The following is a 21,376-nucleotide window of genomic DNA, read 5'->3' on the forward strand; positions in this document are numbered from 1 at the left end:
CATTTTCAACGCGACCAGGCCTGGTTCGCTGTCAAAGCGCTCGCCTTCCGCGCTTGCTTTTCGCTGGCGCGCAGTCAATAGATGGAGTCGCCGTTTTATTGCGTCAGGAAATAGACCAAGCAAAACTGTCCACTGGCTTGCAGAACAGATGGGCAAAAACCGCTGTTAATTCTGTGCGCGAAAAACCGCATTTTTGAAAATAACCGGAAGTCCGGGCAATCCGGCTCATGGCGTTACTCCGACGTATTTAAATCCAGCCGACCTGCGGAAAATAGGCTGAACTTGTAACGGGCGCTATCTCTCTCAATAACTACGCACACCTGTTTATAAGGAAAATACCATGTCCAAACTCGCAGAATACCGTCAGCTGGAAAAACACCTCGCCGAGCAACTTCAGGCGCTGGAGACCATGAAAGGCAACGATGGCCTGAAGAAGGAGATCGAGTTCGAAACCAAGCTGCGCAAGCTGCTTGAGCACTATGGCTTCAGCCTCAAGCATATTGTCAATCTGCTGGACCCACAGAACTCGTCGCGTCGCGAGGTCGCGGATAAACCTGCGGGCACGCGCAAGCCGCGTGAACTCAAGGTGTACAAGAATCCGAAGACCGGTGAAGTGATCGAAACCAAAGGTGGGAATCACAGAGCCTTGAAGGAGTGGAAAGCAGAACACGGTGCTGATGTCGTCGAGAGTTGGCTGAAGAAATAAGCCTTGCGCCATGCAACGGTTGATTGACCGGGGTTGATCTGGAGCATCGGCTAATCACCGTTCGCGCGGTCGAACTGACGATGTCGGGAACGACCCGCTGCGCCAGTACGTCAGACCTCTATCGACTCACTGAAAAGGTACAGCGCAATGGAAAAGACAATCACCGTGGACCAACTGGCTAAAACTGACCTCAGATCAGTTAAAGAGATATGGCTTGGTGATACCCATACTCAGCTATGTCTGTGGCGTGGCGAACAAGTCGTCACACACGACATGCTCAGCGAGGGTACCCACGATCAGAACAATAGTCGCCTGCACTTGCAACTGGTCAACCCTGACGACCGGGCTGCAGTGGCCAGCGTCGAGGTGCTCGTTCGTGAGCGGCTGGAAAGGATGGGAAGCAAGGGTGAGTTTTATCCAGCTGAGAATGCGGACACTCACCAGTAATCACGCTGATTACACGCGATTCTGTAGGGTCATTGGGCTGCGTTGCCAGACTGTAGATGTGTGACGCAGAGCGTCACGAACGGCATGCCAACGCGGAGCATTGGCACGATAGTCAGCTCAACGTCTCATTCAGGCCCCGGCTGCCGAGCCGGCCATAAAGCGAGCCCGCACCTTCGCCAATATCTCGCCAACCGGCATAAAAAACACCGAAATCAGCTTCAGCACTCCAGGCACATCTCTGCGAATGGTCGTAACAGGCTCACTCGCATCATGGACGGCAAGCAAATACCGATACACCCGACGGCTACTCATCGGCAGCAGCCCGATCTGCTCAAGTATCGAAGGGCCCACCTCGCGGACCATGCTGGTGACCATGATCCAGAGCAATATGATTTCGCCACACAGGAAGGTGACAATCACAACAGTGGCACCTATCGTTCGCCAGTCTTGCAAGGCTTCGAAGATAGCGTCGATGCTGCTGCCCAAGGTCACCATCGTCGTAAATATCGCGGCGATAGTGAAGAGTGCTGCAATGAATCTGCCAGGGTCAGGTAGCCGGAAGAACGCAGCAATACGTGGCCCCATTGTGTCGTGACTGGCCAGTTGCTTGAGCTCCTGACGCTCCTCCCACAGATGTCTAAGCGCCCTCGCTTTATCGACAAGCTCGCCGGGTCCGCAGTTATAGCGTGTGCATAGCCAGTCCTGTTTCAGCTTTAACCTTTCGGAGGGCGTAGTAATTGAAGCGGCGCCCATCCGCTCTGCTCTGATCCGCGCGTACACCTCTCCCAGATGTACTGTGCATATCAGGGAAGTCAGCAGGACTGGCAGCAACGCGGGAACGTAGTCAGTCAGGGTAGGCGCAGGTAAAAATATCAGCGCCCCTGAAAATGCCAATATCAACGCAGCCATCCAGATCAGACAGATACGGGCATCACGCCGACGCCAAGCCTCTTTGAACGGTGCCCGCTCAAATCGCTGAAAGTGTTCTTCTACATCTTTACGCAGCTGGTTGATGCTCATCGTTTGCTTCCCTTGCATGGCAAACGCACGAGTTTAAGCCGCCTGTTGGGTAACGTAATTAAACGAATTGTAAAAAGCAGCGTGCCTGCGGGCGTTCTGTCGATGATTGTTTATAACCCGGTTATCCATGATGAGACGGCGCGGATAGGCGCTGGTGAACGGTTACTTAAAGCGTTAACGCGGCTGGAGAGTCTTCAACGCGGCTGAAAAGCCATCAGGATTTTCTGCTACCAAGCTGCCCCCCGCGCGAAAGATCGAACCGCCACTCCCACGCACACTCGAAAGTGTGTGACCTCAAAAACCAGCCCTTTCCCTCCATCTGGCAATTCCGTGTTCGAAGCCCCGGTACAGCCCTCGCTTCATTGATGAACGCCACATTCCGATACCGCCGATCAGGTGTCGACCACAGCGCTCCGGACCTCGCCAGATGGTCAACCCGAATTCAAAAAGAGTAACCCTATGAGACCGCAAACCTCCTTCATCTTTGACCTGGACGGCACGTTGACTGACAGCGTTTATCAAAACGTTGCTGCCTGGAAAGAAGCGCTGGATGCAGAAAATATCCCGCTTGCGATGTGGCGTATTCATCGCAAGATCGGCATGAGCGGCGGGCTGATGTTGAAGTCGTTGTCGCGTGAAACCGGCTTGGATATCAGTGAAGAACAAGCCGAACGACTCAGCGAAAAACACGCTCAGGCGTATGAGCGGCTACAGGGGCAGATCATTGCGCTGCCAGGTGCTGTCGAGCTGCTTGAGACGCTCAATAAGGAAAACCTCAAGTGGTGCATCGCCACGAGCGGCGGGATTGATACGGCGACGATCAATCTCAAGGCTCTGAAACTGGACATCAATGAGATCAACATCGTTACGCGCGATGACGTGAGCTACGGCAAGCCAGACCCGGATCTGTTCCTGGCGGCAGCGAAGAAGATAGGCGCACCGATTGAAGAGTGTCTGGTGATCGGCGATGCGATCTGGGACATGCTGGCGGCACGCCGCTGCAAGGCAACTGGCGTGGGCCTGCTTTCGGGTGGTTATGACATCGGCGAACTTGAGCGCGCGGGTGCCTTGAGGGTGTATGAGGACCCGCTGGATCTGCTGAATCATCTGGACGAGATTGCTTCTCGCCCTTGAATGATCAGCTGGCGTGGTAATGAGGTAATTATTTACCTACATGCCCGCGAAAATCGGGTTCATCATTCCCATATCACTCGCTGCCGTCATTGACCGTAGCGTTGCGAGCCCATAGTGTACGTGCACGCGCTGTATTCTGCGGTGCTCGCCATAGCCAAGGAAAAGGCAATGCACAGTAGCCCGCGCTTGCACTGGCCCGACACACTCCTCTCTGATATTCCAAATTTGCCATGAGCCAAGCCGCGTTCGTTAACCCAAGCATCCTCACGTGGTCCCGCGAGCGGGCAGGCCTGTCTGCCGCCCAGGTCGCCAGAAAGCTGCCTGTGAAACCTGAGCGTATCAAGGAGTGGGAAGCAGGAAAGGCGAGACCAACCTTTTTGCAAGCCCAGAAGTGGGCGAGCGTTGCGCATGTTCCCTTTGGGTTTTTGTTCTTGCCTCAGCCTCCTGTCGAACAGCTGCCGCTACCAGACCTGCGCACAGTCGGTAACTCGGCACCCTTGCGGCCAAGTCTGGAGCTTTTGGACACAGTAAAAGACGCAATTCGCAAACAGGACTGGTATCTGGAATACCTTCACGCACAAGAGCACCAGCCTCTTCCGTTTGTCGGTCGCTTCGACAGCCGGACGCCTGTGAAGACGGTTGTGAGCGATATTCGGCAAACTCTCGGTGTCGATCCGGAAAAGTCCCGCCTTGATTACGATAAATACAGCCGCGTGCTGATTGATGCTGCCGAAGTGGCTGGTGTGCTTGTCATGCGCAGTGGCATCGCGCTGGGCAATACCCATCGCAAACTGGAGGTCAGTGAGTTTCGAGGCTTCGCCATCAGTAATTCGCTGGCTCCAGTGGTGTTTATCAACAGTTCGGATGCTCCGACAGCTCGCTTATTTACGTTAATGCACGAACTCGCTCATCTCTGGATTGGCAGCAGCGGCGTTTCTGACGCGGGTACTGCGAATGGTCGAGAGGAAGAGCGATTCTGCAACGCCGTGGCGGGTGAGTTTCTTGTACCCGAAGAGCTTTTTCGAGCTGTATGGAACGCTGGTATTGAATGGGAAAGTAATCTGGCCCCTCTCGCTACGAGGTTTCATGTCAGCAAGCTTGTTATTGGCCGACGTGCGATGGACCTGGGCTACGTTACGCAAGAGCAGTACGGCCTCTATTACCAGAAGGTCCTAAAGGCATTCCGGGAAGAGAAAGGCGGTGCCGGGGATTACTACCGCAATGCAACGGCCAAAAACAGTACGCGGCTGAGTAAGGCTGTACTGACCGAAACCCTGAGTGGGCGGATGCTGTTGCGTGAGGCAGGTAGTCTTCTCGGTGTACAGCCAGCCAAGTTAAGAACGCTGGCGGAGACACTGGCCCGGTGATGTTTCTGATGGACTCCAACACCCTGATTGAAGCCAAGAATCGCTATTACGGCATGACGATTTGTCCGGCTTATTGGCAATGGTTGCTGCTTCAAAACCAGACATTTTTCTTGGCCAGTATCGGTCCTGTTAAAGACGAACTTACCAAAGGCCATGATGAGCTGGCTGACTGGGCAAAAAATAATTCGACTTTTTTCCAAAGCATTTCGGATGAAAAGACTCAGGCCGAATTCGTGAAAGTCGCTACGTTGGTAGCACAAGCGCAAGGCATGAAGACTGGAGCAATGGAGGAGTTTCTTAAGGGGGCCGATCCATGGCTGATCGCCAAGGCCCTGACATCCGGAGCAACCGTAGTTACGCATGAGGTGCGTAATCTGGACGCAAAGCGAAAGTTCATCATCCCCAACCTGTGTGAGCAGCTCAACGTCCCTTACATGAACACGTTTGAGCTGTTACACCACCTCAACGCCAGATTTGTACTTCCTTAACCCGGCGAAACACCACCACCCTCATCTGCCACGATATCCGGGTCATCCGAATAGACTTCCGGCTCATCGTCTTCGTAGGCCTCGTCATTTTCCGTACGCTTCTTCACTTCATCGCCTTTGGCAGAACCGACGCCGGGCTTGTTTGAGTTCATGGCGAGTACCGGGTCGGCTTCGCGGTCGTATTGGCCGAGTTCCGGGCTGGCGGGGTCTTCTTTGGGCACGCTGTTTGTGAGTATGTGATCGGTTGTCATGTCAGCCACCTTTTTCGTTTGCCAAAGAAAGTGGACGTGGCATTGGGCTGAGGGTTCGATTCAATCGATGAGCGTGGCTACGCTCAGCCGCCAAACGATGCGTATTGCAATGGCAGGCCGGTGGTGAACTTGATCTGTTCCATGGCGAAGCTGGAGCTTACGTCGCTGATCCCGGGGATGCTGATCAGTTGTTTGTACACCGCGTCGTACCCTGCGATGTCAGCCACGACGATGCGCAGCATGTAGTCGGTGTCGCCTGCCATGCGGTAGCACTCGACCACTTCAGGCAGTTCGCCGACGGCAGCGTGGAACTGTTCGAGCCAGGTGGCGTTGTGCTGGTTGGTGCGGATGGCTGCAAAGACGCTGACCGACACGTTCAGACGTTGCGGATTGAGCAGGGCAACCCGGCGGTCGATGATGCCGGCCTCTTCTAGCTTCTGGATGCGTCGCCAGCACGCGGTGCTGCCCAGGCCGATGCGCTCGGCGATGTCCGCCACCGAGCGAGTGCAGTCGGTTTGCAGGATGTCGAGAATTGCCCGGTCGAATTTGTCCATTAGCGGTTTCCTGCGTTAGTCGCTCTACACTGATCGTTCCTCACGCTCCGCGTGGGAATGCCTGTCGTGACGCTCTGCGTCACCCAACGGTGCAGCCCCTTGCATCCTCGGAGTGGACGCGGAGCGTCCAGAACTGCATTCCCACGCGGAGCGTGAGGAACGATGGTGTCTGGCTGCGATTCTGCGCCTGAAGCAGCATGACTATCGTGCCAATGCTCCGCGTTGGCATGCATTTCGTGACGCTCTGCGTCACCCAACGGTGCAGCCCCTTGCATCCTCGGATTGGACGCGGAGCGTCCAGAACTGCATTCCCACGTGGAGCGTGAGGAACGATGGGTGTCTGGCTGCGATTCTGCGCCTGAAGCAGCATCCTAGAATTTTTAATCTTAAAAATCCAAGCGTAAGCGAATATTTTTTCGCTTTGGCTGCTCGTATCCGTGTAAATATCAAAAAATTTTCGCGTGCGCATCAGTAATCTTTCAAGCAATCGGCCTTGTACCGCCAGCCCTTGATTCTGACTCGATTACAAAAGTGAATTGCCCATGACCACCTCTGCGCTCTACCTGGATTACGCCGCTACCACGCCTGTCGATGAACAGGTGATTGAAGCCATGGTTGCCTGTATGGGCCGCGAAGGTCATTTTGGTAACCCGGCATCCAGCGGGCACGGTTACGGGCAGGTTGCGCGGCAGGCTGTAGAGCAGGCACGGTGTCAGGTGGCCGATGCGGTGGGTGCGTCTGCCGACACCATCGTCTGGACCTCAGGTGCCACGGAGTCCAACAACCTGGCGATCAAGGGCATCGCTCACGACAGCAGCGCGCAGCGTCGGCACATCATTACCAGTGTTCTGGAGCACAAAGCAGTGCTCGATACCGTCAGCACGCTGGAGCGTCAGGGCTTTCCCGTCACTTGGCTGAAACCGGACGCCCAGGGCCTGATCCAGCCGCAGGCGGTTCAGGCTGCCCTGCGCGAAGACACGCTGCTGGTATCACTGATGCTGGTGAACAACGAGCTGGGCACGCTGACCGATATCGCCTGCATTGGCGCCTTGGTGCGCGAGCACGGCGCGCTGTTTCATGTGGACGCTGCGCAGGGAGTCGGCAAGGTGAAGGTCGATCTGGCGAGTCTGGCCGTCGACCTTATGTCGTTCTCGGCGCACAAGGCCTACGGCCCCAAGGGCATTGGCGCGCTGTACGTGGGCCCACGCGCGCATTCGTTGCTGAAAGCGCAGATCCACGGCGGCGGACATGAAGGCGGCTTTCGTTCGGGCACCTTGGCCACCCATCAGATCGTCGGCATGGGTACAGCCTTTGCGTTGGCGATCAGCCAGGCCGAAACTGAAAACCGCCGTATCGAAGAGCTGAGTCGCCACCTGCGCGAAGGCCTGCTGAGCCTGCCGGATGTGCAGCTCAACGGCTGTCCGCAACAACGTATCCCGCACACCCTGAACCTGTGCATCACCCGCAGTGGCTTCACCAGCTCGCAGCTATCCCACAGCCTGGCATTGTCTTCTACATCCGCATGCAACTCGGCCAGCAATGCACCCTCGCATGTGCTGCTCGCTCTGGGGATGGATTCAGCCAAGGCTCTGGCCAGCGTGCGTGTCAGCCTTGGCCGCTACACCACGCAGGCAGACGTCGAGCGTGCCATTGAGGTATTCAGCAAGGCGCTCAGCGCACCTGCTGCGTTCTGGTAATTTGCAACGCCTCTCAAGCCGCCCTTTCAGCGGGCGGCTTGCTGCCATTTCTTCCCTTCCCGCCAAAGCTGCTGCCTTGTAGCTCGCCATTTGCAGCGTGCCGCTAAATAAAATGTACCCCTCCAGATACAAAAAGACACAAATTGGCACAGTTCTTTCAAGTGGAACGGTCGTGCCATAAACCATTGGTGCACGCTGCATTCAAGGGGTGCCTACACGCACCAAAGTGCAGTTAACGGACGCCAGAGCGTCCACAAACAGTGCAGGAGGGCAGACCACAAGTCTTTCTCCTCACTAGGAAAGGAATCTAGCCGTGCTCTATCAGTCTTGTGTCAGACCACCGTTACGCTGGCTGCTTACCCCTGAGGCATTGCCTGCCTTGAACGGTGCCTGCCCGGTCGCCTTCGCGTTATCCAGATCTGCATGTTGTTTTTCGACGGCTCTGCACGTCTGGACGTAAGTCATTTTGCGTGTGCCCTTGAATGTTCTGACGATTAATCAGGGCCTTGCAGAACTGTGCGCGCAATAAGGATAACCCCCCCTGTTTTTTAATTAACGGGCGACCCACATATAAAGATTGTCCGACACTTTATTTGAGGTGGTTTCATTTGGCCATCATTCGTGCGATGGCTTTTTTCCCTTTAACGGTTACTGATCATATAAACACGGACCCACATGGAGCAGTCCTTTATGAAGTCTTGAGTAACTAGCGCACCAACTTGATCCTCGTTACACAGTATTGGTGCATTCAGGAAAGTGACTAGCAGGTCACGAGTTTCGAACGCGTCTGGCACAGCAGAGGGTACGAATTTGTCTGCTGTTTTGTTTAAGGAGTCCTTCATTTGAATACCTTCGAAGTCCATGAAATCGGGATTCGATAAATAGTTACATGAATGCGACACCCGCTCTGAATCAACGGTCCCTGCGTGGGCTTTCTGGCACAGCGGTTGCAATGTAAGCATTCAGGAACATCGCTGTACGTCCCCGTACATGACGATAAGAAGCAAGGATCAGCAATGCCAGCGCCCTGATGTACACCGCTTTTCCCTGTTTAAGCCTGCCGCGCGCAGGCACCGCGGTGCGCTGCATATAAACAGTGTGCAGGCCGCCCTCAGTCGAATATTCACAAAAATATTCGAACGGATTTTTATTGCCCTTTAACTACCCGAGGGAGCGTTAATGAATGATGCGGTAATAATGAAAGCGGTTCCCTCTCCCTCGCCCGATGACACTTCGACGGCGTGGCAGGGCATTCCTTTCAGCGCCAATACGTCACGACCGGGTGGCCTTAACAAGCCACAAGTAATGGTGTTGATTGCTGCGTCAGTACTTATCCATGGCGTGATCTGGTGGTACATGCAAACTGCCCAGCCAGACCTGCCGGAAGTTGCACCACAAGTTCCGGAAATGACTATTGAGCTGACCAGCCCGACACCTCCCGCCCCGGAACCGCCGCCGCCCGAGCCGCCACCTCCGCCACCTCCGCCGCCACCACCCGAGCCGGAACAACCGGTCGAGGACCCGGACGCGGTAGAGCCGCCGCCAAAACCGGTGGAGAAGCCAAAGGTCGAGAAGCCCAAGCCGGTCAAGAAAGTCGAGCCGGTGAAAAAGCCGACGCCACCTGCGCCAACGCCTGCTGCCGCGCCCAGCCCGCCTGCGCCGCCCGCACCTGCGCCCGCACCTCCGGCACCTGCTGCGCCACCTGCGCCAGCCAAGGAAAGCGCTGCCGTATCCGGGCTCGCCAGCCTGGGCAACCCGCCGCCGGAATACCCGGGGCTGGCCTTGCGCCGCAGTTGGGAAGGTCGCGTGATTCTGCGCATCAAGGTGCTGCCAAACGGCCGCGCTGGCGCTGTCGAGGTGACCAAATCCAGCGGCAAACCGGTATTGGACGAAGCCGCCGTTGAGGCCGTGCGCAACTGGAAGTTCATTCCGGCCAAACGCGGTGACACGCCGATAGAAGGCTTCGCGACGCAGACCATCGACTTCAAGTTGCCGGAATGATCCGGCACCTGACAACCGACACTTCAATTATTAAAGCTGGTGAGGTTTAAACCATGAACGCATCGCTCTCTTCCATGATTGTCCCGGCCGTGCTCTGGGCATTGATTCTGTTTTCCGTATTGAGTTGGGCACTGTTGCTGATCAAGTCGGCGCAGTACGTGCGTCAGAAATCGCAGAACAAACAGTTCACCAAGGCGTTCTGGAGCGCGCCGGACCTGCTGACCGCCGCCGAGCACTCTGCACAATATCCTGGAGCGCTGGCGCGTATCGCCAACAGCGGCTTCGAAGCCATGGCGGTCGATGAGTCGCCGCGCACTACGCAACAACTGGCGCACACCATCAACCGCTCGGACCGCCTGGAGCGCAACCTGCGCCAGCAGATACAAAAAGAGCGCCGCGCACTGGAAAGTGGTCAGGCAATTCTCGCCAGTATCGGTAGCACCGCGCCCTTCATCGGCCTGTTCGGTACGGTCTGGGGGATCATGGAAGCACTGCAAAGCATCGGCGTGACCGGCTCGGCCAGCCTGGAAGCGGTCGCCGGTCCTATCGGCCATGCGCTGGTCGCCACCGGCGTGGGTATCGCCGTAGCCGTGCCAGCAGTGTTGATCTACAACTTCTTCCTGCGCCGCCTCAAGCTCGCCGTGGCCGACATGGATGACTTCGCCCACGACTTCGACGCCCTCGCCCAGCGCAGCGCCTTCGCGGTCACCCGTCAGCCCATCGCCAGCAAGAATGGCCATGCCGTTCGGGAGGCCAGCTAATGTCTTTCTCCACTCAGGACAGCGATGAAGTACTCAGCGAAATGAACGTCACGCCGTTGGTGGATGTGATGCTCGTACTGCTGGTGGTGTTCATCGTCACCACGCCGCTGATGACCAACGCGATCAAGGTCAACCTGCCCAAGACTGATGCGGTCGCCCCTGCCGAGAAGAAAAACCCGGTGGTGGTCAGCGTCGATCAGGACGGCAAGTTCTACCTCGCCAAATCGGAAATCGCCCCGGAACTGCTGGAAAAAAGCCTGCAGGACGAAAAGGCCAAGGACCCGGAAATCCGCGTCCAGTTGCAGGCCGATACCGCCGTGAATTATGGCCAGGTGGCCAAGGCCATGGCGTCCATCGAGCGTTCGGGCATTACGAAGATATCCGTCATGACGGCGAAATGACCCTCAGGTGATTTGACGGCTTCGCCGCGCGAAGCCGTTTGACCCGACCCCCGTAAATGCGGTTGTCCGTGGGCTGAAAAGCCTCTGGAGGGGAGCGGCTTGCTGGAAAAAGAAGAAGTGGAACTCCCGCTCGGCACAACCGCGTCGGGAACAGAGGGCTCACAAGGCCATTTCAATAACGTCTGGACCAAGTCGGAACTAACCATGCTGATGAATCTTCCCGGTTGCACCCTCAAACCACTGGCCCTCGCGGTCCGGCGTCATCCACGTGCCCTGCTTTGTGCATTGGCCATGGGCATGAGCGGTGCCCAGGCGGCAGACGCCGTCGACGCGGACACAAGCGGCTCGGCCGTGTCCACCAGCGCAGCGGTTGTGCCTGCCACGACCCAGCTGCAACGTGTAGAAGTGACCGGTTCGGCGATCCGCCGGGTCGATGCCGAAACCGCAGTGCCAATTACCATCCTGCGCGCTGACGACTTGAAGAAACAGGGCGTGACCACCACCCAGGAAATGGTCCAGCGCATTACCGGCAGCCAGTCGATCCAGAACAGCGCGGGCTCGATCGGTGCCAGCACCGGCGGCGCCTCTTTCGCCGACATGCGCGGCATCGGTGCGAACAAAACGCTTGTGCTGCTCAATGGCCGGCGTCTGGCCAACAACGCGATTTCCGGTGTGGGCACGCCCAACGGCAGCGCCATCGACCTGAACATGATTCCGTTCGCCGCCATCGACCGCGTGGAAGTGCTGCGTGATGGCGCCTCGGCGCTGTACGGCACAGACGCCATCGGCGGTGTGATCAACTTCATCACCAAAAAGTCCCTGACTGACGGCACCCTGACGCTGGGTGGCGAGACGCCGACTGCCAGTGGCGGCGGTGCGACCAAGGACATGAGCGCCAGCTGGGGCTTCGGTGATCTGGAAGAAGACCGCTTCAACGTCATGGGCGTGGTCAACTACAACAAGCAGCAGAATCTGGACGCCAACGACCGCTCGTTCACGCGGGATTACCGGCCGGGACGCGGGCTCAACCAGACTTCCGGTACGGCCTACCCGGCCAACTATTATCAGGGCGACAACTCCGCCAACCCGCTGGGCAGAAACTGCAGCGGTCCTAACCTGGTTGCCAGCAACGGCATCTGCCGGTTCAGCACCCGCGAATACATCGACCTGATCCCGCAGACCGAGAAAACCTCATTCTTCGGCAAGGCCACCGGCAAGCTGGCCGATGATCACAACGTCAGCCTCGAATACTTCTGGGCTCGCAACAACAACCACACCGGCATCGGTCCGGCACCGCTGACCGGGCTGTCGCTTGACGCTTCGTCGCCGTTCTATCCCGGCAACGGCATTACCCCGGCACCGACCGATTTCACCCTCGACCCGACACAGCCGGTCAGCACCGCATGGCGCGAAACGGCAGCGGGCGCACGAGGTTCAAGTGACCAGAACACCAGCCAGCGCTTTCTGCTGAATTTCGACGGTCTGGTAGGTGGCTGGGACTATAACGTCGGCGCTTCGTACAACCAGAACAAGGTACTGTCCTCAGTGACCAGCGGCTTTGTCAGCGACTCGGCGATGCTGAACGGCCTTGCCAATGGCGTCCTCAACCCGTTCGGCCCGCAGACGGCACAAGGGCAGGCGCTGATCGATGCCAGCGAATACCACGGTCAGTACTCCAGCGCTGTGGGCCGTGTGGCCGGGCTGGATGCGCGCATCAGCCGGGAAATCGGCGACTGGTTCGGCGCGGGCCCGTCCGGTCTGGCGCTCGGTGGCGAATACCGCAAGGAGAAGATGCATCAGGACTTTGATCCCTTCGTTAACGACATCAGCAGCTTGGGTCTGGACGCAGCCGGCAGCGTAGAAGGCGACCGCAGTGTCAAAGCCGAATACGCCGAACTGAACGTACCGGTACTGGACAGCCTGGAGCTGACCGCTGCTGTTCGTCACGATAAATACAGCGACTTCGGCAGCACCACCAACCCGAAATATTCGTTCCGCTACCAGCCGTTCAAGCAACTGGTGGTGCGTGGTGCCTACAGTGAAGGCTTCCGTGCGCCGTCGCTGTATGAACTCTATGCGCCGCGCAGCCTTAGCTACACCCAGGGCTACTACAACGACCCGGTACTCTGTGCCGGTGGCACCGTGCAACCCGGCGGTAACGCGGGTCGCGATTGCGCGCAGCAGTTCCTCAACAACAGTGGCGGCAATACCGAGCTGGCCCCGGAAAAAGCCCGCAACATGACCCTGGGCTTCGTCTATCAGCCGGTCAACAACCTGTCGATGGGCCTGGATTTCTGGTGGATTCACATTTCCAACCAGATTCAGTCGTTCCCCGAGTCGACCGTGTTCGATGACCCCAACACCTACGCCGACCGTTACGTGCGCGCTGCTGATGGTTCGATTGCCAACATCGTGACCGGCAACGCCAACCTGGGCATCGTCAAGACCAGCGGTGTCGACGTAACCCTCGACTATCGCTTTCCGAACACGCCTTATGGTCAGTTCGGTCTGGGCATGACCGGCACTTATGTGACGCGTTATGACTTCCAGAACATCATCGACGGCCCGTACACCGACAAGGTCGGCGACTTCCAGGGCGACGGCGTGATCTCGCGCTGGAAACACGTGCTGACCGGCACCTGGGCACTGGGCGATACCCGCGCTTCCATCACCAACCGCTTCACCAGCGGCTACAACGACTACGACCGCACCACCAATGCGCGCGTCGCGTCGTATGCGTTGTGGGACATGTCGGTGGGTCATACCTTCGACAAGGTGCTGGATATCGACGCCGGTGTGCGCAACATGTTCGACCGCAACCCGCCGTTCTCCAACCAGGCCTACAACTTCCAGTCCGGCTACGACCCTCGTTACGCCGACCCGCTGGGCCGCACCCTGTTCGCACGCGCGACTTACCACTTCTGAGTGTGACGACGTGACCCATACACGCTCCTTGGGCCACGTCAGATTGCGAGCTCGCCCCCTCCGGCCCAGGTTTCATCCACCTTCCCCGGCCGGGGGCTTTTTCGCGACTCATCGTCATTCAGTGCGTACGAGGAAAGCCCCATCATGTTGCGTCATACCCGTTTTCTGCGGCGCCTGATTCTGGGTGTTGCGCTGTGCAGTTGCTGGCAGGTCGCTCAGGCCGCCCCGACTCACGCCTTGACCGTCTATGGCGAGGCACCGAAATACCCGGCTGGCTTCCAGCACTTTGACTACGTCAACCCGAACGCCCCCAAAGGCGGTTCACTGACCCGTTCGGCGGAAGAAATCGGCCAGTTCAACTACCTCAACCCTTATGTCGATCAGGGTATCAATGTGGTGCAGGTCGATACCTGGGTTTACTCACCATTGGCCTATCGCTCACTGGATGAGCCGTACACCGTTTATGGATTGATCGCGGAAAAGATGGAGATGGACCCGAACGGTCTGTGGATTCGTTTTTTCCTCAACCCCAAGGCGCGCTTCGAGGACGGCAAGCCCGTCACCGCAGAAGACGTGCGCTACACCTTCGAGCTGATGACCACCAAGGCCAGCTTCAGCTATCGCCCCATGTTCGCCGACGTCAAACAGGTGACCATCGAAGGGCCGCTGCAGATTCGCTTCGACTTCAAGAACAACCTCAACCGCATGCTGGCGCTGGATATTGCCAGCCTGCACATTCTGCCCGAGCACTGGTGGAAGACCCGCGACTTCGCCAACGGCGGCGGTTTCGAGCCACCGCTGGGCAACGGGCCCTACCGGGTCGCCAAGGTCGATGCCGGGCGCAGCGTGGTCTTTGAACGGGTCAAGGACTGGTGGGGCAAGGACCTGCCAGTCAGCCGTGGCCTTTACAACTTCGACACGCTCACCGTGAACTACTACGGCGACACGGAAATCGCCCGCCAGCTGCTGCAGGCCGGGATGTTCGACTACAACCGAGAGTTCTCCTCCTCCGGCTTTGTGGTCGGCTACAGCGGCCCGGCAATCGACGACGGGCGTCTGCAAAAGCGCATTCTCGCCCGGCAACGTCCGGTCGCCGCGCAAGGTTTTGTGTTCAATCTGGACAACCCGATCTTCAAGGACCGCCGCGTGCGTGAGGCGCTGTCATTGCTGTGGGATTTCGACTGGATCAACCGCCGGGTCATGCGCAATTTCTACGTGCGCGAACAAAGCTACTTTCCGAAAAGCGACATGGCCGCCACCGAGCTGCCGACCCCGGCCGAGCTGAAGATTCTCGAACCCTTGCGCGGCCAGGTGCCTGACGAGGTGTTCACCACGGTGTATCAGCCGCCGAAAACCGACGGCAGCGGTTACATCCGTGACAAGCAGTTGCAGGCCCTCAAGCTGCTCGCCGAGGCGGGCTGGCACCCGAAGAACAACAAGCTGGTGAACGCCGCTGGCGAGCCGATGGTGTTCAGCTTTCTCGATGGTCAGGGTGGTTTCGATCGCCTGATTCTGCCCTTCAAGCGCACGCTGGCGCAGATCGGCATCACCCTGGATTTCCTGCGCATCGATTCGGCGCAGTACATCAACCGGCTCAATGCGCGGGACTACGACATGATCGTGGTCAGCCTGCCGAAAAACGGTAATCCGATCATTTCCCCTGGCCGTGAGCTGTACAACCTGTACGGCTCGCAAAGCGCCACCGAAGTGGGCAGCTCCAACGCCATGGTGCTGCGCAATCCTGCGGTGGATACGCTGATCGATGGGCTGGTGAGCGCCAATACGCGCAACGATATGGTGCTCTACGCGCGGGCGCTGGACCGGGTCCTGCAATGGGGCTACTACATGATTCCCAACTACTACTCCAAGGGCACGCCACTGGTGTTCGCCAACCGTTTCGGCATGCCTGATGTGGCACCGACCTATGACGTTGGCCTTGAAACCTGGTGGCAGATCAGCCCGACCCCGCTGACCAACGCTCAGGCTGCTGCATTGACCGGCAAGCCCGCCGCTGCCAAGGAGTATTGAAATGCTGGCTTATGTGATTCGACGCCTGCTGCTGATCATTCCCACGCTGCTGGCCATTTTGATCGTCAACTTCCTGATCGTGCAGGCCGCCCCCGGCGGACCGGTCGAGCAGGCCATCGCGCGCATTCAGGGCTTCAGCCCCAACGGTTTGGGGGGCGGCGGGGGCGAAGTAGCCGCAAGCGGCACCGCCAGCCGCAGCACGCGCGGGCTCGACCCGGCGCTGATCGAGCAGATCAAGGAACACTACGGTTTCGACAAACCGATGCACGAACGACTCTGGCTGATGCTCAAGAATTACGCACAGCTGGACTTCGGCACCAGCTTCTTCCGCGGCGCGCCGGTCACCGAACTGATTGCCCAGAAGCTTCCGGTGTCGCTGTCACTCGGGCTTTGGGCGACGCTGATCACCTACCTGATTTCCATCCCGCTCGGCATTCGCAAAGCGGTGCGGCATGGCAGTGCGTTTGATGTCTGGAGCAGCACGCTGGTGATCATCGGCTACGCCACGCCCGCGTTTCTGTTCGCCATTCTGCTGATTGTGGTGTTCGCCGGAGGCAGCTACCTGAGCTGGTTTCCGGCGCAGGGTTTGTTCTCGGAGAACTTCGACAGCCTGAGCACCTGGGGCAAGGTGAAAGACTATCTGTGGCACCTGGTGTTGCCGGTCAGCTCGCTGGTAATCGGCGGGTTCGCCACGCTGACCATCCTCACCAAGAACAGCTTCCTCAACGAAATCAGCCGTCAGTACGTGGTCACGGCACGCGCCAAGGGCCTGACCGAGCATCGTGTGCTGTACGGCCATGTGTTTCGCAACGCCATGCTGCTGGTCATCGCGGGCATTCCGCAGGCGTTGATCGAAGTGTTTTTCGCCGGCTCGCTGCTGATCGAAACCATCTTCGGCCTCGATGGGCTGGGGCGCATGAGTTACGAGGCGGCGGTCTCGCGGGACTACCCCATCGTGTTCGGCACGCTGTTCCTGTTCACGCTGTTCGGCCTGCTGATCAAACTGATCGGTGACCTGTGTTACACGCTGGTCGACCCACGCATCGACTTTTCCGCGAGGAGCGCCTGATGTTCGAATTCTCTCCCCAGACCCGGCGCCGCTTCGACCTGTTCAAGGCCAACCGGCGTGGTTGGTGGTCGCTGTGGATCTTCATCGGCCTGATGCTGGTCTGCCTGTGCGGCGAGCTGATCGCCAACGACAAGCCGCTGCTGGTCAGCTACGACGGGCAGATGTATTACCCGGTGTTGCGCACCTACATGGAAACCGATTTCGGCGGCGAACTGCCCTTCGAACCGGACTATTCAAGCGACTACGTGCGCAAGCTGATCGCCGCCAAAAACGGCTGGATGCTGTTCGCGCCGATCCCGTTCAGCTACGACACCATCAACTATGACCTGGACGCGCCCTCGCCCAGCCCGCCCGACGGCACCAACTGGCTGGGCACTGACGAGCAGGCCCGTGACGTGCTGGCACGTGTGCTGTTCGGCGCGCGGATTTCCATCCTGTTCGCGCTGCTGCTGACCGCGATCAGCACGGTGATCGGCGTCTGCGCCGGGGCCATTCAGGGTTACTACGGCGGCATGACCGACCTGATCGGCCAGCGCATTCAGGAAATATGGTCGGGGCTGCCGGTGCTGTACCTGCTGATCATTCTGTCCGGCTTTGTGTCACCGAGTTTCTGGTGGTTGCTGGGCATCATGGCGCTGTTCTCCTGGCTGTCGCTGGTGGACGTGGTGCGTGCCGAGTTTTTGCGCGGGCGTAATCTTGAATACGTGAAAGCCGCCCGCGCACTGGGCCTGACCGATGCCGCGCTGATGTGGCGGCACATTCTGCCCAACGCGATGACCAGCACCCTGACGTACCTGCCGTTCATCATCACCGGTGCCATCGCTACTCTGACCGCGCTGGACTTTCTCGGCTTCGGCATGCCCGCTGGCAGCGCTTCGCTGGGCGAACTGATCGGCGAGGCCAAGCGCAACCTGCAAGCGCCCTGGCTGGGGCTGACCGCGTTCGTAGCGCTGGCTCTGATCCTTTCTCTGTTGGTGTTCATCGGCGAAGCCTGCCGCGACGCGTTTGATCCTCGGAGCTGACATGCAAGACAACCTGATTGAAATTCGCGACCTGCGGGTCGCCTTCAACGGCCATGAAGTGGTGCATGGCGTCAGCCTCGACATCCGCCGTGGCGAATGCCTGGCGCTGGTCGGCGAATCCGGCTCGGGCAAGTCGGTCACTGCGCATTCGATTCTGCGTCTGTTGCCGGCCAAAACCGTCAGCACCCAGGGCTCGATTCGCTATGACGGGCTCGACCTGGTTACTGCCAGCGACAAGCAATTGCGCAGCCTGCGTGGCAACCGTGTGGCGATGATTTTTCAGGAGCCCATGAGCTCGCTGAACCCGCTGCACACGGTCGAAAAGCAGATCGGCGAAATTCTCGTCACTCACAAGGGCCTCAAAGGCAAGGCCGCGCTGAGCCGCACCCTGGAGCTGCTGGAACTGGTCGGCATCCGCGACCCGCTGTCACGTCTCAAGGCATATCCGCATCAACTGTCGGGTGGGCAGCGCCAGCGCATCATGATTGCTATGGCACTGGCTAACGAGCCCGACTTGCTGATCGCCGACGAGCCGACCACCGCGCTGGACGTGACCGTGCAGGTGAAGATTCTGGAGTTGCTCAAATCCTTGCAGCGGCGGCTGAACATGTCGCTGCTGCTGATCAGCCACGACCTCAATCTGGTGCGGCGCATCGCCCAGCGGGTCTGCGTGATGCGTGAGGGCGAAATCGTCGAGCAGGCCGATTGCCAGACGCTGTTCGACAATCCGCAGCATCCTTACAGCCGCTTGCTGATCAACGCAGAACCAGACGGCGAGCCGGTGCCGTCCACGCACAGCAACACGCTGTTGTCGGTGCAGGACCTGAAAGTCTGGTTTCCGCTGGGCAAAGCCTGGTTCAAGCGCGAGCCGCAGTATGTGAAGGCGGTGGATGGGGTGAGTTTCGAGCTGCTCAAGGGCAAGACACTCGGGATTGTCGGCGAGTCCGGCTCGGGCAAATCGACCCTGGGCCAGGCGATTTTGCGTCTTGTCGATTCAGAGGGCAGCATCCGTTTCGGCACCAAGGAGCTGAGCCTGCACAGCCAGCACCTGATGCGCCCGTTGCGTCGTCAGTTGCAGGTGGTGTTTCAGGACCCGTTCGGTAGCCTCAGCCCGCGCATGACCGTGGAGCAGATCATCGCCGAGGGGTTGGTGACGCACAATATCGGCACGCCGAAAGAGCGTGAGCAGACGGTGATCCGGGTGTTGCAGGAAGTCGGGCTGGATCCGGCAACCCGGCATCGTTACCCGCACGAGTTTTCCGGCGGTCAGCGCCAGCGCATTTCCATCGCCCGGGCGCTGGTGCTTGAGCCGGATCTGATCCTGCTCGACGAGCCGACGTCAGCGCTCGACCGTACGGTGCAGAAACAGATCGTCGCCCTGCTGCGTGACCTGCAAATCCGTCATGGCCTGACGTACCTGTTCATCAGCCATGACCTGGCGGTTGTCCATGCGCTGGCGCATGACCTGATTGTGATCAAGGACGGCAAGGTGGTCGAACAAGGCCCGTCCCGCGAGATCTTCGCCGCGCCGCAGCAGGCCTATACTCAGGAACTGCTGCGTTCTTCGGGGCTGGTGTTTGCCTGAGCCTGAATTTGAAAGCCAGGTACGAAAGCTAGTTGTGGAAACTCTGGCCCAGCGCCTCCAGGCGTATGGCCAGCGGCGACAGGCTCTGGCTGCTGGTCGCCAGCACACCGATATTGGCGGCGGTGTGCTCGGCGATGGTCTGCACCGAACGTAATTGATCGGCGATTTCCCGGCTGACGGTGGACTGCTGTTCAGTGGTCGTGGCAATCAGGCCGTTAAGCTGGGTGATATGACCGATACCTTCGCCGACTGCACGCAGGGATTCCGACGCGCGCTGGCTGTTTTCCACACAACGCCCGACGCCTTGCAGGCTGTCGTTCATGGCTGTAGCGGCCTGACGGCTGCCCCTTTGCAGGTCTTCAATGATGGTCTGGATTTCCTTGGTCGACGATGCTGTGCGTTGCGCCAGATTGCGCACCTCGTCGGCCACCACGGCAAAGCCCCGGCCCTGCTCTCCGGCTCGTGCAGCTTCAATCGCTGCGTTCAGCGCCAGCAGGTTGGTCTGCTCGGCAATACTGCCGATCACGTCCAGCACCTTGCCGATCTGCTCTGACTGGTTGGCGAGTGCCTGCACGGTTTCATCGGTGGTGTTGATGCGCGCGGCAAGCTGAGTGATTTCGCTCTGCGCACGGTCGACGCTGTCGCGTCCGTGAGCCACCTGATCGCTTGCATCACCGGCACGCTGCACGGCTTGCGCAACATGGCTGGAGATATCGTTCATGGCATCACCCATGCGCTGCATCGCGCCAGTCATGCGGGCGATCTCGCTGAGTTGATGCTGTGCTCCGGTTTCCAGCGTACCGCTGGCCTTGGCAAGGTCATGACCCAGCTCGCCGAGCCCGCGTGTGTCGCGCACCACGCCGTCGACAAGGCTGGTGATCTGCTCCAGAAACTGCTCGAAACGTTGCGCCAGCGGCACGCGTTTGGCCGAACGCTCGCTGGTCTGGCTATTGGGCGAAAACTGGTTGGTGGTGGCCAGCATTCGATCGAGCATGTCCTGATTCTCGACCGCTTCAGCCTGATTCTGCACGGCCAGATAGACCAGAATCGCGCTTTCTACGACGACGTACACCGCATGCACCATCACCATGCTCCAACCGCCGCCGTGGTGCATGACGTAAACCGGGAAGCCTGCATGCTGCAGAGCGTGGAAACCGACATGGTGGATGGCAATGGTGACGGCAGCGACCAGAATCGGCAGCCAGTCGCGGTAGAAGGTCAGCACGGCGAGGAAGACGAAGATGCCGAAATGTATTTCGATCAGCCCGTGCGCCTGATTGATATGCAATGCGGCCATGACCATCAGGCCTACACCCACACAGCAGCGCATCAATCGGGTGCCGCCGATGGCACGATACAGCCCGGTCAGCACCACCGCAGTGCCGCCACCGACCACGACTGCCTGGGTGAACGTATCAAACCAGAACGCCAACCCGAGCGCGTAGATGAACAACAGCCAGATCAGACCCAGCATGATCCGGTCGGCCTTGCGGTAATGGTCCAGGAAACGAGGGGCTACGGGCATCGAACACATCCTTTTGAAATCCATGGCGACAGAGGGCCCTGTCGGTTTTCAGATCTGCACGAGCAAAACCCCGGCCAACGTGCCAGCTGGATGGTGGCCTCGTGCCATAAATCCAGAAATGGATTATTTACCCGGTGTTGGGGCGCGATGATGGAGCGGGCGTCCGTTGTTAGCAGGCCGGACCTCTTCGCGGACAAGTCCGCTCCCACCACATCAATCGGTGATCCTGGTCCTGCACTCCTGCACTCCTGTGATTCTGTGACCATGGACTCCTGGACTCCTGGACTCCTGGACTCCTGGACTCCTGGACTCCTGGACTCCTGGACTCCTGGACTCCTGGACTCCTGGACTCCTGGACTCCTGGACTCCTGGACTCCTGTGATTCTGTGACCATG

18 protein-coding genes are annotated in these 21,376 nt (G+C 58.7%); 14 read left to right on the plus strand and 4 right to left on the minus strand.

The genetic code is table 11. The annotated features are described in order from the left end of the window. The first annotated feature begins 340 nt into the window (after window positions 1-340). The gene (locus RYA97_RS16190) at window positions 341-706 is read left to right on the plus strand and encodes a histone-like nucleoid-structuring protein, MvaT/MvaU family (protein WP_016982294.1); all 366 of its coding nucleotides are present in this window, start codon (window positions 341-343) and stop codon (window positions 704-706) included. Window positions 707-853: 147 nt separating this feature from the next. Then, window positions 854-1,153 (plus strand): hypothetical protein, encoded by a 300-nt coding sequence (locus RYA97_RS16195; protein ID WP_004659550.1) that lies wholly within the window; start codon window positions 854-856, stop codon window positions 1,151-1,153. Window positions 1,154-1,282: 129 nt separating this feature from the next. Here RYA97_RS16195 and RYA97_RS16200 read toward each other — a convergent pair whose 3' ends face one another. Then, entirely contained in the window at window positions 1,283-2,173 is an 891-nt protein-coding gene (locus tag RYA97_RS16200) for a hypothetical protein (RefSeq protein WP_005782399.1), read from the minus strand. A gap of 459 nt (window positions 2,174-2,632) precedes the next feature. Between RYA97_RS16200 and RYA97_RS16205 the strand changes: the two genes are divergently transcribed. The 3 genes from RYA97_RS16205 (at window position 2,633) to RYA97_RS16215 (ending at window position 5,162) form a co-directional block, all read left to right on the plus strand. Beyond that, a complete protein-coding gene (locus tag RYA97_RS16205; protein ID WP_005745756.1) occupies window positions 2,633-3,307 on the plus strand; it encodes an HAD family hydrolase in 675 nt (224 codons plus the stop codon). Between the two features lie 230 nt (window positions 3,308-3,537). Beyond that, a complete protein-coding gene (locus tag RYA97_RS16210; protein WP_005745754.1) occupies window positions 3,538-4,674 on the plus strand; it encodes an XRE family transcriptional regulator in 1,137 nt (378 codons plus the stop codon). Then, entirely contained in the window at window positions 4,674-5,162 is a 489-nt protein-coding gene (locus RYA97_RS16215; RefSeq protein WP_005745753.1) for a DUF4411 family protein, read from the plus strand. The genes RYA97_RS16210 and RYA97_RS16215 overlap by 1 nt, the downstream gene beginning before the upstream one ends. Here RYA97_RS16215 and RYA97_RS16220 read toward each other — a convergent pair. Together RYA97_RS16220 and RYA97_RS16225 are read right to left on the minus strand one after the other, a co-directional pair. Beyond that, window positions 5,159-5,413, minus strand: coding sequence for a hypothetical protein (locus RYA97_RS16220; protein WP_004659555.1), 255 nt, complete (start codon window positions 5,411-5,413; stop codon window positions 5,159-5,161). The two genes, RYA97_RS16215 and RYA97_RS16220, sit on opposite strands and share 4 nt — an antisense overlap. Window positions 5,414-5,496: 83 nt before the next feature. Then, entirely contained in the window at window positions 5,497-5,967 is a 471-nt protein-coding gene (locus RYA97_RS16225; protein ID WP_316892682.1) for an Lrp/AsnC family transcriptional regulator, read from the minus strand. 542 nt (window positions 5,968-6,509) lie between these two features. Here RYA97_RS16225 and RYA97_RS16230 point away from each other — a divergent pair. The 9 genes from RYA97_RS16230 (at window position 6,510) to RYA97_RS16270 (ending at window position 19,456) form a co-directional block, all read left to right on the plus strand. Then, on the plus strand, window positions 6,510-7,664 hold the full coding sequence (locus RYA97_RS16230) for a cysteine desulfurase family protein (RefSeq protein ID WP_316892684.1): 1,155 nt from the start codon (window positions 6,510-6,512) through the stop codon (window positions 7,662-7,664). Between the two features lie 1,179 nt (window positions 7,665-8,843). Then, window positions 8,844-9,665, plus strand: a complete 822-nt coding sequence (locus RYA97_RS16235; RefSeq protein ID WP_410478507.1) for an energy transducer TonB — start codon at window positions 8,844-8,846, stop codon at window positions 9,663-9,665. Between the two features lie 74 nt (window positions 9,666-9,739). After that, window positions 9,740-10,426 (plus strand): MotA/TolQ/ExbB proton channel family protein, encoded by a 687-nt coding sequence (locus RYA97_RS16240; protein WP_003435083.1) that lies wholly within the window; start codon window positions 9,740-9,742, stop codon window positions 10,424-10,426. Further along, window positions 10,426-10,827 carry an ExbD/TolR family protein gene (locus tag RYA97_RS16245; protein ID WP_002555939.1) on the plus strand — a complete coding sequence of 134 codons (402 nt, stop codon included), beginning with the start codon at window positions 10,426-10,428 and terminating at the stop codon, window positions 10,825-10,827. The genes RYA97_RS16240 and RYA97_RS16245 overlap by 1 nt, the downstream gene beginning before the upstream one ends. Window positions 10,828-10,926: 99 nt before the next feature. Next, window positions 10,927-13,752, plus strand: coding sequence for a TonB-dependent receptor (locus RYA97_RS16250; RefSeq protein ID WP_316892688.1), 2,826 nt, complete (start codon window positions 10,927-10,929; stop codon window positions 13,750-13,752). Between the two features lie 144 nt (window positions 13,753-13,896). Continuing rightward, window positions 13,897-15,780: an extracellular solute-binding protein gene (locus RYA97_RS16255; RefSeq protein ID WP_005782388.1), complete on the plus strand. Its 1,884-nt coding sequence runs from the start codon at window positions 13,897-13,899 to the stop codon at window positions 15,778-15,780. Window position 15,781: 1 nt separating this feature from the next. Further along, window positions 15,782-16,849, plus strand: a complete 1,068-nt coding sequence (locus RYA97_RS16260) for a microcin C ABC transporter permease YejB (protein ID WP_046832878.1) — start codon at window positions 15,782-15,784, stop codon at window positions 16,847-16,849. Continuing rightward, window positions 16,849-17,871 carry an ABC transporter permease gene (locus RYA97_RS16265; RefSeq protein ID WP_005758998.1) on the plus strand — a complete coding sequence of 341 codons (1,023 nt, stop codon included), beginning with the start codon at window positions 16,849-16,851 and terminating at the stop codon, window positions 17,869-17,871. Before RYA97_RS16260 ends, RYA97_RS16265 begins: the two co-directional genes overlap by 1 nt. A gap of 1 nt (window position 17,872) precedes the next feature. Further along, entirely contained in the window at window positions 17,873-19,456 is a 1,584-nt protein-coding gene (locus RYA97_RS16270) for an ABC transporter ATP-binding protein (protein ID WP_316892691.1), read from the plus strand. Window positions 19,457-19,484: 28 nt separating this feature from the next. Here the strand turns inward: RYA97_RS16270 and RYA97_RS16275 are convergent, their stop codons facing one another. Beyond that, window positions 19,485-20,981 (minus strand): methyl-accepting chemotaxis protein, encoded by a 1,497-nt coding sequence (locus RYA97_RS16275; protein ID WP_316892693.1) that lies wholly within the window; start codon window positions 20,979-20,981, stop codon window positions 19,485-19,487. Window positions 20,982-21,376: the final 395 nt, after the last annotated feature.

Source organism: Pseudomonas syringae group sp. 26L6 (assembly GCF_032587815.1).
Taxonomy (GTDB): Bacteria; Pseudomonadota; Gammaproteobacteria; order Pseudomonadales; family Pseudomonadaceae; genus Aquipseudomonas; species Aquipseudomonas amygdali.

Coding starts and splice junctions, on each gene's coding strand:
- RYA97_RS16225 (WP_316892682.1), bottom strand. CDS start 5,967: ATGGACAAATTCGACCGGGCAATTCTCGACATCCTGCAAACCGACTGC.
- RYA97_RS16255 (WP_005782388.1), top strand. CDS start 13,897: ATGTTGCGTCATACCCGTTTTCTGCGGCGCCTGATTCTGGGTGTTGCG.
- RYA97_RS16190 (WP_016982294.1), top strand. CDS start 341: ATGTCCAAACTCGCAGAATACCGTCAGCTGGAAAAACACCTCGCCGAG.
- RYA97_RS16235 (WP_410478507.1), top strand. CDS start 8,844: ATGAATGATGCGGTAATAATGAAAGCGGTTCCCTCTCCCTCGCCCGAT.
- RYA97_RS16245 (WP_002555939.1), top strand. CDS start 10,426: ATGTCTTTCTCCACTCAGGACAGCGATGAAGTACTCAGCGAAATGAAC.
- RYA97_RS16230 (WP_316892684.1), top strand. CDS start 6,510: ATGACCACCTCTGCGCTCTACCTGGATTACGCCGCTACCACGCCTGTC.
- RYA97_RS16270 (WP_316892691.1), top strand. CDS start 17,873: ATGCAAGACAACCTGATTGAAATTCGCGACCTGCGGGTCGCCTTCAAC.
- RYA97_RS16215 (WP_005745753.1), top strand. CDS start 4,674: ATGTTTCTGATGGACTCCAACACCCTGATTGAAGCCAAGAATCGCTAT.
- RYA97_RS16210 (WP_005745754.1), top strand. CDS start 3,538: ATGAGCCAAGCCGCGTTCGTTAACCCAAGCATCCTCACGTGGTCCCGC.
- RYA97_RS16260 (WP_046832878.1), top strand. CDS start 15,782: ATGCTGGCTTATGTGATTCGACGCCTGCTGCTGATCATTCCCACGCTG.
- RYA97_RS16240 (WP_003435083.1), top strand. CDS start 9,740: ATGATTGTCCCGGCCGTGCTCTGGGCATTGATTCTGTTTTCCGTATTG.
- RYA97_RS16220 (WP_004659555.1), bottom strand. CDS start 5,413: ATGACAACCGATCACATACTCACAAACAGCGTGCCCAAAGAAGACCCC.
- RYA97_RS16205 (WP_005745756.1), top strand. CDS start 2,633: ATGAGACCGCAAACCTCCTTCATCTTTGACCTGGACGGCACGTTGACT.
- RYA97_RS16195 (WP_004659550.1), top strand. CDS start 854: ATGGAAAAGACAATCACCGTGGACCAACTGGCTAAAACTGACCTCAGA.
- RYA97_RS16265 (WP_005758998.1), top strand. CDS start 16,849: ATGTTCGAATTCTCTCCCCAGACCCGGCGCCGCTTCGACCTGTTCAAG.
- RYA97_RS16200 (WP_005782399.1), bottom strand. CDS start 2,173: ATGAGCATCAACCAGCTGCGTAAAGATGTAGAAGAACACTTTCAGCGA.
- RYA97_RS16275 (WP_316892693.1), bottom strand. CDS start 20,981: ATGCCCGTAGCCCCTCGTTTCCTGGACCATTACCGCAAGGCCGACCGG.